Genomic DNA, 14,183 nt, shown 5'->3' on the forward strand with positions numbered 1-14,183 from the left:
GGGGCTGGGGATGCATGACCAACATATTGATCGTAGACGACGATCCGCATATCCGGGAGCTGGTGCGCCTGTTTTTGGGCAATGAAGGCTTCGATACGCTGGAAGCCGCCAATGGCGTGGAAGCGCTCCAGCTTCTGGAGACGGCGAAAGTGGATCTGGTGATTCTGGATGTGATGATGCCCGAGAAGGATGGCTGGCAGCTGTGCCGGGAGCTGCGGGCGCTTTACGCCGATCTGCCGCTGCTCATGCTGACAGCCAGAGGGGAAACGGCGCAAAAAGTGAAGGGCTTCGAGCTGGGGACGGATGATTACCTCGTCAAGCCGTTCGAGCCCCTTGAGCTGGTCGCCAGAGTCAAGGCGCTGCTGAAGCGCTACCGGATCGCCGCCTCCCGGATGGTGCAGGCCGGGGATTTGACGCTGAACCGGGAGACCTATGAGGCAGTCGCCTCCGGCAAAAGCATGACGCTGCCGCCGAAGGAATTCGAACTGTTGTTCAGGCTGGCCAGCTATCCGGGAAAAACCTTTTCGCGGGATCAGCTGATCGAGCAGATCTGGGGCTATGACTATGAAGGGGATGAGCGCACCGTCGACGTTCATGTCAAACGGCTGCGCGAGCGTTTCCCCGAAGGAGAGCATCGTTTTCGGATCAGCACGGTGCGGGGGCTGGGGTACCGGCTGGAGATTGTGTCATGAGCAAAGGGAGGAAGAATCGGCGCAAGCTTGGAGGCGTGATTGTCCAGGTTGGCGTGGTCGCCTGCTGGGCCGCCGTCTACTATGGATTTTTTCTGCTGCTCAAGCCGGATACTCTCCTCAAGCAGCTGCTCAACGCCTTTCTTAGCAATTTGGTCATTTTCGCCATCATGGGCAGCATCGGCTATTTTTTCGGCCATCACAAACGCATCGACTTTTTTCAAAAGGTGACCAGCTCGATCAGACGGATCGGCCAGGGGGACTTTTCCGTCAGCCTGGATTGGAACAAAGATCACCCCTACCATCCGTTGGGAGAGCTTGTGGCAAGCATCAACGAAATGGCCGGGCAGCTGAACCAGATGGAGCAGATGCGGCAGGAGTTCATCTCCAACGTCTCCCACGAGATCCAGTCTCCGCTTACCTCGATCAGCGGCTTCGCCCGCGCGCTGCAGAATGACCGGCTCAGCCCGGCGGAGCGGAAGCATTATCTGGAGATTATCGAAACGGAATGCAGGAGATTGTCCAAGCTGAGCGACAACCTGCTGAAGCTGACCTCGCTGGAATCCAGGCATCATCCGTTTGAGCCGAAAAGCTACAGGCTGGACAGGCAGCTGCGCAGTATCGTTCTTGCCTGTGAGCCGCAGTGGCGGGAAAAGGAGATCGAGATGGACATTGCCCTGGCGGAGGTGACGATCTTCGCCGATGAAGATCTGCTGAGCCAGGTATGGACCAACCTGATCCACAACGCCATCAAGTTTACGCCAAATGGCGGCACAATCGGCATATATCTGGAACAGCACGGCCGGGAAGTGACCATACGCATTTCCGATACGGGGATCGGCATCCCGGAGGAAGATCAGTCACGTATCTTCGAACGATTCTATAAAGCAGACAAGTCCCGGAACCGCACCAACAGCGGCAGCGGGCTGGGACTCTCCATTGTGAAAAAAATCGTCGAGATGCACAACGGCAGGATCGCCGTGCGAAGCGTACCGGGGGAAGGCGCGGTGTTTACCGTAACGCTGCCGGCACGGCCGGCCTCGCCCCATACCGCGTAAATTACTGCGAGCGGAAGTAGCCGACCTCCTGCTCCAGGCTGTGTACGACGTCAAGCAGCTGGCGGGAGTCCGCACGGAACTGCTGACCGATGAATGCGCCCTCCTGGGTGACGGCGGCCGCCTGCTGGGAACCGGATGCCACCATATCAAAGGAGTCGGACAGGTGATCGATGCCGCCTTTAATCAGGCGGCTTTGTTCATGAATGGAGACGGACAGCTGCTCGATCCCGGCGAAACGCTCGTTCAACTCTTCGATGGTCTGCACGACCCGCAGGATGATCCCGGATGCCTGGCCGAGCGTCTCGATGCCGGCATGCGTTGCCTGGTCGGTCTGGTTCATCGTGGCGGCGACGATTTCCACCTTCTCCTGGATTGTGGACAGAAGATGGGCGATCCGGACGGCCGCCTCTTCCGTTTGGCCGGAAAGCCCCCTGATCTCATCCGCGACGACGCCGAAGCCCATACCGGCCTGTCCGGCCCGGGAAGCTTCGATCCGCGCGTTCAGGGAAAGCAGCTTCGTCTTTTTCGAAATATCCGTAATCCAGGCAAGGATGTTGGTCACTTCGCGAATACTGTCGTGCAGCGCGGCGAACGCATGGTTGGACGCGGTCATATCTTCCGCAATGGCCCCCATGTTCTCCTGCAGGGTGCTGATGGCCTTCGTCACCTTGGCAGTCTGTTCATGGGCGTCCTCGTTGATCCTGGATGCCTGCTGGATATGGGTATGGATGCCTTCGATCTCCCCGGCGATCGTGTCGACGATCTGTTGGATCTGCTCCACCTGTTCCTTTTGCCGTTCCATTTCGGCAGCCAGGGAATCGGTAATTCCGGCGATGCGGTGCTGCATGTCAACCGACTGCTGCGACCCGTCGGCAATGTGGACGGCGATCTGCCTTACGTCCGCCATGACCAGCGAGATTTTCTCAATGATGCTCCGCACTTGTCGGCTCATGCCATTGAAGCTGTCGGCCAATTGCCCGATCTCGTCGTTTTGGTTGACCGTGATGCTTTGGGACAAGTCCCCTTCCCGGAACTTCTCGATCTTGCCCTGCAGGGCTTTGAGGGGATGAACGATCCGCTTGACGAACAGATACAGAACCAGCGCCAGCAAGCACAAGCCTGCCGCGGAGACGGCCAGAATGATCATCTGCAGCTTCCGGACGTCCGCCTCCACCTCTTGCTGCTCCTGGGCGACGACGATCCCCCATCGCAGATCCGGATGAAAGACATAGGCGGACAGATAATTGGTGCCGTTCCGGCTGAAGGAGCCGATTCCGGAGTTCCCCTTCACAAGCTGCTGAACGGCAGTGACGTTGTTCAGGGAAGGGCGGGAGAGGGCATATTTCATGTCAGGATGGGCCAGCAGGCTGCCGTGGTTGTCCACAATAAACACATACCCCGTGGTGCCGATCTTGATCTTCTGCACGAATTCGCTCAGCTTGGGGACGGAGACGAAGGCCACCAGCACGCCGGCAATCTCTTCGTCGGGCGAAAGGAGGGGAACGGAGATAGCCACTTTGGGAAACTCGGTCTTGGCATATTGAAACGCATCCGACAGAAACGGCCCTTTGCGGGCGACGGCCTCCCGGTACCATTCCGTGGTTCGCGGGTCGTAGCTGGAGTCGGTGGGAGAGCCGGGGAAGGAGAGCGTATGACCGTCGGCGGTCGCCAGCTGAAGTTCGGAGATATTCGGGTTATTGGCGATCATGCCGCTAAAGATCTCGAAGGTGTCGTTGTTCGAGAGGGGGGTCTGCCGGTAAATCGCCGCAAAGGTGTGCAGCGCGGACAGAATGCTGTTCAGCCGGGCATTCACCTCCTGGACGGAGGAGGCCGAGGCTTCTTTCAACTGATTGACGGCTTTGCGCTCCAGCATGGCCTGCGCCTGGTACTGGATAAAGACGGCGACGACCGCCATCATCGCCACCACCATGAGTGAAATCCCCAGAAAAAGCCGTTTTAACAGGGTTGGCTGGTACTTGTTAAACATGCGCGACACTCCTCGGGCAAGCAGAACTAGTTTCATTGTAGTGGGCCGGAGAGGAAGCGTCGATGACCTTTACCCAATCTTTACCGAGGATTCACAAAAAGGTAAACAAAAACCGCCGGGGGAGGGATCAGGCTCCTTCGGCGGGCTGCGGATGCGTGCGGTACAGATAGATGCCTGCCGCGATGGAGATCTCTTCCCGCACCGCGGCACAAATCTTAAACAAAACTTAATATTCTTCACACAAAAACATCACAGTGCCCTTCTACAATGAGAATCACATTGGCTTGATGAAGAAGCATGGGGAGAGAACAAAGCATGGTGGACATCATCGGGGTACGTGACCTGAATCTGTATTACGGACAGCATCACGCGCTCATGGGGATCAATATGGACATAGAAGAGCACAGCATCACCGCCTTTATCGGGCCTTCGGGGTGCGGCAAGTCCACATTCCTGCGCACCTTGAACCGGATGAACGACAGGATTCCGCATGTGCGGATTTCCGGCAGCGTGAAAGTGGCGGGCAAAGACATTTACGCGTCGGATGTCGATGTGGAAACCCTGCGCAAAGAGATCGGGATGGTGTTTCAGCAGCCCAATCCCTTTCCCAAAAGCATCTATGACAATATCGCGTTCGGCCCGAGGCTGCACGGCGTCACAGACCGCCACCGGCTGGACGAGATCGTGGAAGGAAGCTTGAAGGCGGCGGCTTTGTGGGACGAGGTAAAAGACGTGCTGAAGAAGCCGGCAACCGGCCTTTCGGGCGGGCAGCAGCAGCGTCTCTGCATCGCGCGGGCGCTCGCGGTACAGCCGCGCATCCTGCTGATGGACGAACCGACGTCCGCCCTGGATCCGATCTCCACGGCCAAGATTGAGGAGCTGCTGGAGCAGTTGAAGGAGACGTACACGATCGTGATCGTGACGCACAACATGCAGCAGGCTGCCCGCATTTCCGACAAAACCGCCTTTTTCCTGAACGGGGAGCTGATTGAATACGATGCTACGCCGGTTATCTTCCAGAATCCCGGCGACAAACGGACAGAGGATTACATCACCGGCCGTTTCGGGTAAAGGGTACACAACCAAACAAGCCAGCGGTATAATAAATAGGTGCGCATTCGACCGTCGAAGCGCCCTTTTTTTGTACGTGCAGAAATACCTTTGATCCATACGGAGCCGCCATCCTTGGGGCTCCGTTTATTCGTCCGCAAGCAAACGCGCCACCCGTTCCTTCAGGTAGCCATACTGCTCCGCGTTCGTATCCGCAAACGCTTCTTCCCTGCTGGAAGGGATGTCCGCATAGCGAATGGGGGCGCTGAATTGGGAGGCCGTAAAATCGATCCGCTCCCCGTCCAGCCGGTTGTAAAAGTGCCAACCGCCCGGTGTTTCGGTTTTCAAAATCTCTCCCCCCCACCAATCGTGTACGACCAAGGCCGTCACGCCGCATTGTCCCCTGGCCGGATTTTCTTCCGTCCAAAGGGAGCTGGAGGAAAGGGACCACGCCTGGTAAAGAACCTCCTGCAGCCGTTCCCTCGTTGGTTTTCTGTCAATCATTCATGGAACACCTCGCTTTCCCCCATTGTATCGCCCGGCTTCCCCCACGAAAAGAGAGACGGAATAACCGATTGTCCGTATGGAAATGATAGGGAAAGAATCCTGATCTTCACAGACAGAAGGAGGAACGTTGATGTGGCATGGGTGGCCGCTTGAGAGGGTGCTGCTGTTGTTAGACGGGCTTGCGTTTGCACTGATGGCGATTCAAGTGACACTGTTTCACTCTCGGCAGAATTTTCGCCATTGGGCCATGTGGGTGCCGGTCCTCGAAACCCCGGTGTTTGCCCTGTTCGCCATCACGCTCGCGTTTTACCATCCGGCCTGGCTGCGCTGGGTGTTCGCGTTGATGATGTGGGTGGGAGTGGGCGTGGGCTTCTATGGTGCCTATTTGCATGCGGTGGGCGTGGGGCAGCGGGTGGGAGGCTATTCCCAAAGCCAAAACTTCCTGCTCGGGCCGCCGATCGTTCTGCCGCTGATGATCAGCGCGTTGAGTGCATTGGGCCTGCTCGCGCTGTATTGGGGGTGAGCGGCCATGGCGGAGTCGAGCCATTATCCCTCGTACGATGTGTGGGCAGAGCATCGCGAGTGGGATGAGCATACCCGAAAAATCGTCGCCAAACGGCGGTCGCCGGATGTGGCCCACCGTTTCCTGACCCCGAAGGAGGCTGTCACGCTGCAAACCGCCGCCAGCCTGCTGGTCGATGACATCAGACTGGACGTGCTTACCTACATCACGCAGCATGTGGATGAAACGCTGGCCAGTCCGGTCGGGGAAGACCAGCGCAAGGTAGGCGTGCCGGAGAAACAAACCCTTTACCGTCAAGGGCTGCGTGGCCTTGACGAAACGAGCGAGGCGGAGCACCGGGCGCTCTTTGCGGCGCTGCCGAAAGAACAGCAGCTCGACGTGCTGACCCGGATCGAGACCGGCCAGGTGAAACCGTCGGGCGCGTGGGCGCAGGTGCCCGCCAAGGAGTTTTTCAAGAAAATGCTGCATGACGTGGTCAGCGCCTACTATTCCCATCCGCTCATCTGGTCGGAAATCGGGTATGGCGGGCCGGCATATCCGCGCGGCTACATCAGGGTGGAGAAGGGGCTGGTCGATCCTTGGGAGGCGAAGCAGGATGGAAAATAACGACCGGGTGACGCATCACAGCGACCATTATGAGGGGCACCGTTCCAAGCAGCTTGATCGCCGGAAGTATGCGGACGGCGCGGATGTCTGCATCGTGGGGGCAGGGGCGGCGGGCGGCGTGCTCGCCTATGAACTGGCCAAAGCGGGGCTTGCTGTCGTGGTGATCGAAGCGGGGCCGTTCTGGAATCCGCAGACCGACTTTGCCAGCGACGAGCTGTCCACACGGCGCCTGGCGTGGCAGGATACGCGGCTGGTCGATGGCGCCCATCCGCTGAAATTGGGATACAACAATTCCGGACGCGGCGTCGGCGGAGGGACGGTCCATTTCACGGGCGTTTTCCTGCGCTTTCATGAAAGCGACTTTATGACCAAAAGCATGGACGGCGTCGGGGAGGACTGGCCGATCCGGTATGAGGACCTGGAACCGTACTATGACAAGATCGAACGGGAAATCGCCGTATCCGGGCCCGACCACTTCCCGTGGGGACCGTTTAACGGGCCGTATCCGTATCCGGTGCGGGAGCCGATCAGCGCCAACGCCCAACTGTTTCGGGAAGCCTGCGAAAAGCTGGGGATCGATAGCGTGGTCGCCCCGTTGGCCATCCTGTCGGCGCCGTTTGACGGCAGGCCGCCGTGCATCAACCGCGGGTTCTGCAACCAGGGGTGCATGCCCAACGCCAAATACAGCGGCCTGATCCACCATATTCCGAAAGCCATCGGCTTGGGTGCGGAAGTGCTGTCCGACTGCATGGTGACACAGGTGCTGACCGACGGCGACCGAGTGACGGGCGTTTTGTTTGTGCATGACGGACAAACCTATGAGCAGAAGGCAAGGGTCGTGATTCTGGCCGGGTTTGTGGTCGAAACGCCGCGTCTGCTGCTTCATTCGGCAACCCCGCATTTTCCCGACGGCCTGGCCAATTCCAGCGGATGGGTAGGCCGGGCGATCATGCCGCACAGCAGCCATGATGTGTACGGCATCCTGCAGGAAGAGGTGCGCCTGTACAAAGGCACGCCCGTGCTGGCGCTGACCCAGCACTTCTATGAGACGGACCGCGAGCGCGGATTCGCCCGCGGCTACACCCTGAGTGCGCACGGCGCGCGTCCGGTCGGCATGGCGTCGGCGATCGCCGCGGAACGGGCTGACGGCACCATGCTGTGGGGCAGCGCCCTGCGCCAGGCGATGCTGGATTACAATTTCTACGCCCGGGTCACGCTGGTTGGCGAGGTACTGCCCCATCCCGACAACCGCGTCACCTTGGCGGAGGAAAAGGATGAATACGGCATGCCCCGGGCAAAGGTGACATTCAGCTACCAGGAGAACGATCTGAAGCTGATCGACCACGCCGTCGTCCAGATGAAGCGGATCATTGAAGCCATGGGAGGGAGGCCCGCCCATGTCGTCAGCGATACCGCCCATCTGATGGGGGGATGCCGGATGGGGAACGATCCGCGTACGTCCGTGGTGGATCAGTTTGGCCGCAGCCATGACATCCCCAATCTCTATATTGTCGGTGCGAGCACATTCGTCACATCCGGCGGCGCCAATCCCACGAACACCGTGATGGCGCTGGCTGCCCGGACGGCGGATCATCTGATCGATGCCATGCGCCAAAGAGACGTGTAAAGAAGAGAAGCGTTGAATCTAGGAGAGATTCAACGCTTCTTGCAGTTTTTGGCGGTCAAATCCGAATACCACGGTTTTTTCGCCATCTTCATGTTCAATCACCGTAACCGGCGTGGCGGATGCCCCCAGATTGATCGCTTCCTGCAAATAGGCATCGTTCGCCCGGATATCTCTGTCCTCAAACGGGATCCCCTGCTGGGTAAGCCACAATTTTTCTTCCTGGCAGGGACCGCACGTTACCTGGGTATAAATGATCACTTTTTGCGCCATTTTGTTCACCTCTTTTCCCTTTCCATTCTAAGCGGGTTTCCCGACCGGAGCAATCGGTTCCTGCAGTTAGGATGCCCCCGAAGTGCCGCTAAGCGAATGAATTTCATGGAAAAAAGTGGGTGGATACCGCCCGCAAGCTCTGTGCAAAACTAATTGCAGCGACATGGAGGAGGTGAAGGAAGCGATGGCCAAACGTAACAGACAAGAGGGAACGAATGCTGCAGCAAACGCTGCCCAAAATGCAGCAACCCAAAATGCAGCTACGGAATTTGCTGCCGAAACCAATGTATCGGAAGTTCGCCGCCAGAACCAGCAATCTGCTGCCCGTGCGTCTCAGCAAAACAACCCTACGTCCTAAGTACCCTCCGAAACAGCCTCCACCCGTCAGGTGGAGGTTTTTTACGCACTTTCCATCAGCCCGGAATCGTGCCTGACTTGCGCGATGCCGCCCAGGATGATATGGTGAACGAAAAAGAAGCACGGATGATGGCTGCAAGGAGCGTAGGATGATGATCCTGGGGTTGGGCATTGATATTGTAGAGATCCGCCGTATTGCGACGTTGATGGAGAAGCATACCGGGTTTGTCGAGCGCATCTTGTCCGCAGAAGAGCGGGCGCTGCTTCCGTCTGCGGGCGAGTGGCGTCTGGCCGAATATGTGGCGGGCCGCTTTGCCGCGAAAGAAGCGGCATCCAAAGCGCTTGGCACAGGCATCGGCGGATCGCTGGGCTTTCACGATATCCGGATTACAAAAGAAGCAGGCGGCAGGCCGCTGCTTCAGCTTGCTCCCGCCGCGCTGGCACGGCTGTTTCCCGCACAGCATGACAGGCTGCGTTTCCACCTCAGCATCTCCCACAGCAAGGAGTACGCCGCAGCGCAGGTCATAATCGAAACAACCCGCTAACTTGTCTGCATATTGGGACGAGGATGGACATAGATATATATCGCGTAGATTAGGAGGGACTACCTGGTCAAATCAGGAAGGCTTCAGTCTCCGTTCCCAATCTGGCGATAGCGCGTCCCCTCAAATGCGGCATGATCCGTACATCGACACGTATTGCGGAGCGGGCATTGGGCTGACAGATTTCCCGGGAAATAGACAGGGTTTCCCTCCTTTGTCGAAACCAGACAAGGAGGAGTTGATTCCATGAAGCGTGGAGCATTATGGTTGGTATTATTGCTCGTTCTATCCGTTTTCGCCGGCGGGTGCTTCGGCAAGAAAACGCCGGAGGACGTGGTCGGGGATTTGGGCAGCACCCTGGAAAAAATGCAGGGGTACAAGTCAAATGCCGTATTGACGCTGCAGACCGGCTCCACACCGCAAGTGTACGATGTGCAGGTTTGGTACGAGAAACCGACCAATTATCGGGTGGCCCTCACCTCCAAGCAGCGGGGCATCACCCAAATTATTCTGCGCAACGACGAAGGGGTATTTGTGCTGACGCCGCATCTGAACAAGAGCTTCCGTTTCCAAAGCGGATGGCCGGAAAACAACGGCCCGCTCTATCTCTATGAAACCCTTGCCCGCAGCGTCATTGAAGACAACGAGCGGCGCATGGAAATGGACAACAAGCAGTACGTCTTTGAAGTCAAAGCCAATTACAGCGGCAACCGTTCCCTGACCAAACAAAAAATCTGGATGACGGAAGACTTCAAACCGACGAAGGCGGAGATCATGGATTCCAATATGAACACGCTGGTCGAAATCAATTTTACGGACTTCGTGTTTAATCCGGAGTTTGACAAGGATGCGTTTGACAAGGACCGCAACATGACCACCGGCGCGGTGACCACCATCCCCGCCATGGCGGCAAACGGCCAGCAGCCGACCCCGCCGGACGGCCAGTTTGGGGTAATCGAGCCTACCTATCTGCCCAATGGGGTCAAACAAGCGGGCATCGAGGCGGTGAAGCGGCAAGGAGAGCGTGTCGTTGTTCTGGAGTATTCGGGCGCGTACAACTACAAGCTGATCGAATCGCGGCCGAATGCGGCCACCGTCTCTTACGAACAAGGGATGCCGCTCGATCTGGGCTTTACGATCGGGGTGTTGACGCAGGATTCCGGCAATCAGCGCCTGCTCACATGGGAGCTGGATGGCGTGGAGTTCACGCTGACCGGAGATCTGCCGGAAGAGGAAATGGTGGAAGTGGCCAAATCCACGTTCGGGGTAGGCGGAAAATAAGGGATGGCAGCGGCAAGGGGCGGAGCAATCCGCTCCTTCGTTTGTCGATAAAGACGGCAGCCTTTTTCATCTAAAGCGGTCTCCTGTTGCTCGCTCCGATACCCAACCTGCATTGAAGCAAGCACTGTCCGCTCCGGGACGATCCCCCGGGTGGGGGCTCAACATCTGGGTTCAGCGAAGTGAGGCTATCGCCCCCTTTTCCCCGGTGTCTACGTCCCTTCGCTGGCTGGTTGGGTAAAGTCGCTCGCACATGGAGACTCGCTTCTATTCAGAGCCACCTTCCTTGATTGAGCAAGGAATGATTTTCCGCCGTTTCCACAGGCCGGAGAACCTGGCCGTCAAGAGAGCGAGCGGGAACCATCCCTCATGACATGACGGACTTTGTCTAAATACCGAGAGGCGGAACAATCCGCTCCTTTTTTTGCCAACGCACTTTTCCTATCCGCTTCGGACAAGAGGCCGAACGGAATCAACGTGTGCGGCTTCCGGTTTGCCAAGCCTTTCGCGCGCATTGACACATCCGGCCAAACAGGATAAGATACGCTTGACTATGCTGAGAGGTGCAAGCGATGAAACGACAAACGGGAGATATTTTGTTCCAGGCGGAATCTACCTATGCGGATTTGCTCTTGCGCAAAGGCGTCAAGCTGCGCTTGCTGGAATCGCTTGTTTTTGTGGTCGGCATGCTGCTGGCCTCCGGTTACTTTGATACACGAACCACCACCTTTAAAATTCTGGCCTTTGCCATCGCGATTGCGGTGGTGGGCTTGTCCCCCTTTGTCTACAAGGCGGTGCTGAGGCCCCGCTATACGCTGACCAAGACGCACCTGATCATCTCTCTTGCCGGGAAGGAAAGAGAGATTCCCTTGAGCGAAGTGGAGCCGCTGATTGAAGGACGGCATATCTACAAGCTCAACGGCAAAAACGAATCGCTGATGGTATCCCGCGAGTTTCTTACCCATTTGAACGAGCGGCTCTCCTATTTCCGCAAGAAAGGTAAGCGATAGACGATGAAACCATATGTGCGCGATACATGGGTGGAAGTGGATCTGGACGCCATCCGGGCCAACGTGCAGGCGATCCGCCGCCATATTCCGCAGGGAACGGCCATCATGGCCGTGGTGAAGGCGGACGGCTATGGCCATGGCGCCGTACACGTCGGGCGGGAAGCCCTCGCGGCTGGAGCCGAGGCTCTGGCGGTGGCGATGCTGGATGAGGCAATCGTTCTGCGGCAGGCAGGGATTACAGCCCCCATATTGGTATTGGGCTATACACCTCTCGATGGGGTGCTGAGCGCCCGCAAGTGGAAGGTGGAGCTGACCGCGTATCACGCGGAGTGGATGATCGAGGCGGAGCGCCTGCTGACGGAGGCTGGCGCAGGGGAACCGCTCGGCATCCATCTTAAGGTGGATACCGGCATGGGCCGCTTGGGCGTACGGACGGAGGAGGAGCTTCTGGCGCTGGTGGAGCGCCTGACGCAATCTCCCGCCCTGGCCTGGACGGGGATCTTTACCCATTTTGCCTGCGCGGACGAAGAAGACACCCGCCATGTACAACAGCAGCACAGCCGGTTCCAAACCCTGCTCGCCCTGCTGGAGGAAAAAGGGTATACCCTGCCGACCGTCCACTGCTGCAATACGGCGGCGGCCATTGCTTTTCCAGATTGGGGGTATGATATGATCCGTTTGGGCATAGGCTTATACGGGTTATATCCTTCGATGTACCTGAAAGAGCGGCGCGATGTGGAGCTGACGCCGGTACTCTCGCTCAAAACGCGGATCACCCATGTGAAAACGGCAAGCGAGCCGATGACCATCAGCTACGGGGCTACCTACACGGCAAAACCGGGCGAAACCATCGCCACCCTGCCGATCGGATACGCCGACGGCTTTCCCCGCGCGCTGTCCAGCCGCGGGATCGCGCTTCATGCAGGCCGCAGAGTGCCGATCGTCGGCAGAGTCTGTATGGATCAGACCATGATTCGCATCGAGGAAGGGACGGCTCGGGTTGGAGACGAGGTGGTGTTGTACGGCAGACAAGGGGAAGAAGAGCTTTCGCTTGATGAAGTCGCACAACTGCTGGGCACGATCAACTATGAGGTTCCCTGCATGCTCAACTACCGGGTGCCCCGTGTCTATCTGCGGAACGGGCATGTGACGGATGTATACCATCAGATCGTCAAGAAGTGTTGACGAGGTGGCAAGCAGGATTTTTTTCGCCGGGCACGAATAAGTTAAAGGCAGCATGATCAGCCTTTCTTTCCCTGACGATGCCGGGCATGCGGGCTTCCAGAGCAGGTATATTTTTGCACAGGGTTCGACATAATGGTATTGTTAATACCGGATAGATACAGGGAAAGAAGATTGCGGAAGTTACGGTTATGGTTGGAGGTGGTTTGCTTTGTCGAAGGCCAATACAAAGCGTATCATGATTAGTCTGCCACAGCATTTGCTGCAGGAAGTGGACGGTGTCATCCGAAAGGAGAAATCGAACCGCAGCGAGTTCATTCGTCAGGCAATGAACCTTTACCTGAAAGAACGGAAAAAACGCTACATTCGCGAGACCATGCAAAAAGGATATATGGAAATGGCAAAAATTAACCTCAAGATGGCATCCGAGGCTTTTGGAGCCGAAGAAGAGGCTGACCATACGCTTGACCGCTTAGTTAGCGGGGTGTAGCCGGTGATTGTGAAACGTGGCGATGTTTTTTTCGCGGACCTATCGCCGGTCGTAGGCTCCGAACAAGGCGGCATACGGCCGGTATTAGTCATCCAAAATGATATTGGAAACCGATTCAGTCCGACGGTCATCGTCGCCGCCATCACGGCTCAGATTCAGAAGGCCAAGCTGCCGACACATGTGGAAATCAACGCGAAAGCATATGGATTTGATCGCGATTCTGTGATCTTGTTGGAACAGATTCGTACCATTGACAAGCAGCGCCTCACGGACAAAATCACCCATCTGGACGAAGAGATGATGGAGAAAGTGAACGAGTCGCTGCAGATCAGTCTGGGATTGATTGATTTTTAATCCAGTGGAGAAGACAGGCTGCTCCCCCTGTGGGGTGCAGCTTTTTCTGTTATTTATAAATTTATAGTGCGTGGCAGGATTTGTGGGAAGAATGTGTGGGGACGTGCGGACACTGATGCGGCTGGTTTTCAGATGTTGGCACGGTACTTGCTACAGAAAAGGGACTGAAAGGAGGTGAGATAAAAAGGTGGACTTGTCCGAATATATTCATAAAGAACATATCCGCATTTTCGATGGAACCGTGGAACAGTCGGACTTGTTGCATCAGCTGGGAGACGTATTGATTCAGACGGGGGCAGTCACATCCGCTTATATTGAGGCGGTTTGCGAACGGGAGCGAACGTTTCCGACGGGTTTGCTTTTGGAGGAAATCAATGTGGCGATCCCGCACGCAGACCCGCATCATGTCATCAAGCCGGCGATTGCGATGGGCGTGGTGAAGGAGAGCGTGCCGTTTGGCAACATGGCTGACCCGCAGATGAGCATTCCCGTGCAGGTGGTGTTTTTGCTGGCGCCGGACAAGAGCGAACGGCAGCTCGTGCTGCTGGAGCAGGTGATGGCGCTGATCCAGGACCAGGGGCAAATGAAGAGAATCATGGAGGCGCAGGAAGCGGAAGGGGTACTGCGCGTCCTGAGGCGGAAAGCGTAAGGGG

At 57.1% G+C, this 14,183-nt stretch carries 17 protein-coding genes; 14 read left to right on the forward strand and 3 right to left on the reverse strand.

Annotated elements, in window-relative coordinates:
* The first annotated feature begins 14 nt into the window (after nt 1-14).
* Nucleotides 15-692: a response regulator transcription factor gene (locus tag G3578_RS12695; protein WP_165213210.1), complete on the forward strand. Its 678-nt coding sequence runs from the start codon at nt 15-17 to the stop codon at nt 690-692.
* Complete coding sequence (locus tag G3578_RS12700) at nt 689-1,747, forward strand: HAMP domain-containing sensor histidine kinase (protein WP_165213211.1); 1,059 nt, start codon at nt 689-691, stop codon at nt 1,745-1,747. Before G3578_RS12695 ends, G3578_RS12700 begins: the two co-directional genes overlap by 4 nt.
* Nucleotide 1,748: 1 nt before the next feature.
* On the opposite strand, the gene G3578_RS12705 is transcribed toward G3578_RS12700, so the two are convergent.
* Nucleotides 1,749-3,734, reverse strand: a complete 1,986-nt coding sequence (locus G3578_RS12705) for a methyl-accepting chemotaxis protein (protein WP_165213213.1) — start codon at nt 3,732-3,734, stop codon at nt 1,749-1,751.
* A gap of 318 nt (nt 3,735-4,052) precedes the next feature.
* Between G3578_RS12705 and pstB the strand changes: the two genes are divergently transcribed.
* Nucleotides 4,053-4,805: a phosphate ABC transporter ATP-binding protein PstB gene (pstB, locus tag G3578_RS12710; RefSeq protein WP_346774009.1), complete on the forward strand. Its 753-nt coding sequence runs from the start codon at nt 4,053-4,055 to the stop codon at nt 4,803-4,805.
* A gap of 126 nt (nt 4,806-4,931) precedes the next feature.
* On the opposite strand, the gene G3578_RS12715 is transcribed toward pstB, so the two are convergent.
* The gene (locus G3578_RS12715; protein WP_165213217.1) at nt 4,932-5,288 is read right to left on the reverse strand and encodes a YunG family protein; all 357 of its coding nucleotides are present in this window, start codon (nt 5,286-5,288) and stop codon (nt 4,932-4,934) included.
* A gap of 133 nt (nt 5,289-5,421) precedes the next feature.
* On the opposite strand from G3578_RS12715, the gene G3578_RS12720 reads away from it, so the two are divergent.
* From G3578_RS12720 to G3578_RS12730, 3 genes are read left to right on the forward strand one after another with little or no spacing between them, the layout of a single operon-like run.
* Complete coding sequence (locus tag G3578_RS12720; RefSeq protein ID WP_165213219.1) at nt 5,422-5,814, forward strand: hypothetical protein; 393 nt, start codon at nt 5,422-5,424, stop codon at nt 5,812-5,814.
* Between the two features lie 6 nt (nt 5,815-5,820).
* On the forward strand, nt 5,821-6,420 hold the full coding sequence (locus G3578_RS12725) for a gluconate 2-dehydrogenase subunit 3 family protein (protein ID WP_165213221.1): 600 nt from the start codon (nt 5,821-5,823) through the stop codon (nt 6,418-6,420).
* Nucleotides 6,410-8,047, forward strand: a complete 1,638-nt coding sequence (locus G3578_RS12730; RefSeq protein ID WP_165213223.1) for a GMC family oxidoreductase — start codon at nt 6,410-6,412, stop codon at nt 8,045-8,047. Before G3578_RS12725 ends, G3578_RS12730 begins: the two co-directional genes overlap by 11 nt.
* 18 nt (nt 8,048-8,065) lie before the next feature.
* Here the strand turns inward: G3578_RS12730 and G3578_RS12735 are convergent, their stop codons facing one another.
* Entirely contained in the window at nt 8,066-8,317 is a 252-nt protein-coding gene (locus tag G3578_RS12735; protein WP_165213225.1) for a glutaredoxin family protein, read from the reverse strand.
* Between the two features lie 184 nt (nt 8,318-8,501).
* Between G3578_RS12735 and G3578_RS12740 the strand changes: the two genes are divergently transcribed.
* The 8 genes from G3578_RS12740 (at nt 8,502) to G3578_RS12775 (ending at nt 14,179) form a co-directional block, all read left to right on the forward strand.
* A complete protein-coding gene (locus G3578_RS12740; protein ID WP_165213227.1) occupies nt 8,502-8,675 on the forward strand; it encodes a gamma-type small acid-soluble spore protein in 174 nt (57 codons plus the stop codon).
* A gap of 151 nt (nt 8,676-8,826) precedes the next feature.
* Nucleotides 8,827-9,219: a holo-ACP synthase gene (gene acpS, locus G3578_RS12745; protein ID WP_165213229.1), complete on the forward strand. Its 393-nt coding sequence runs from the start codon at nt 8,827-8,829 to the stop codon at nt 9,217-9,219.
* A 243-nt stretch (nt 9,220-9,462) separates the two neighbouring features.
* Nucleotides 9,463-10,497 carry an outer membrane lipoprotein-sorting protein gene (locus G3578_RS12750; protein ID WP_165213231.1) on the forward strand — a complete coding sequence of 345 codons (1,035 nt, stop codon included), beginning with the start codon at nt 9,463-9,465 and terminating at the stop codon, nt 10,495-10,497.
* A gap of 569 nt (nt 10,498-11,066) precedes the next feature.
* Entirely contained in the window at nt 11,067-11,504 is a 438-nt protein-coding gene (locus G3578_RS12755) for a hypothetical protein (protein ID WP_165213233.1), read from the forward strand.
* A gap of 3 nt (nt 11,505-11,507) precedes the next feature.
* On the forward strand, nt 11,508-12,689 hold the full coding sequence (gene alr / locus G3578_RS12760; RefSeq protein WP_165213235.1) for an alanine racemase: 1,182 nt from the start codon (nt 11,508-11,510) through the stop codon (nt 12,687-12,689).
* A 235-nt stretch (nt 12,690-12,924) separates the two neighbouring features.
* Nucleotides 12,925-13,176: a CopG family ribbon-helix-helix protein gene (locus G3578_RS12765; protein WP_165213333.1), complete on the forward strand. Its 252-nt coding sequence runs from the start codon at nt 12,925-12,927 to the stop codon at nt 13,174-13,176.
* A gap of 3 nt (nt 13,177-13,179) precedes the next feature.
* The gene (locus tag G3578_RS12770) at nt 13,180-13,530 is read left to right on the forward strand and encodes a type II toxin-antitoxin system PemK/MazF family toxin (RefSeq protein ID WP_165213237.1); all 351 of its coding nucleotides are present in this window, start codon (nt 13,180-13,182) and stop codon (nt 13,528-13,530) included.
* A gap of 187 nt (nt 13,531-13,717) precedes the next feature.
* Nucleotides 13,718-14,179, forward strand: a complete 462-nt coding sequence (locus G3578_RS12775) for a PTS sugar transporter subunit IIA (RefSeq protein ID WP_165213239.1) — start codon at nt 13,718-13,720, stop codon at nt 14,177-14,179.
* Nucleotides 14,180-14,183: the final 4 nt, after the last annotated feature.

Source organism: Brevibacillus sp. SYP-B805 (assembly GCF_011059135.1).
Lineage (GTDB): Bacteria > Bacillota > Bacilli > Brevibacillales > Brevibacillaceae > Brevibacillus_F.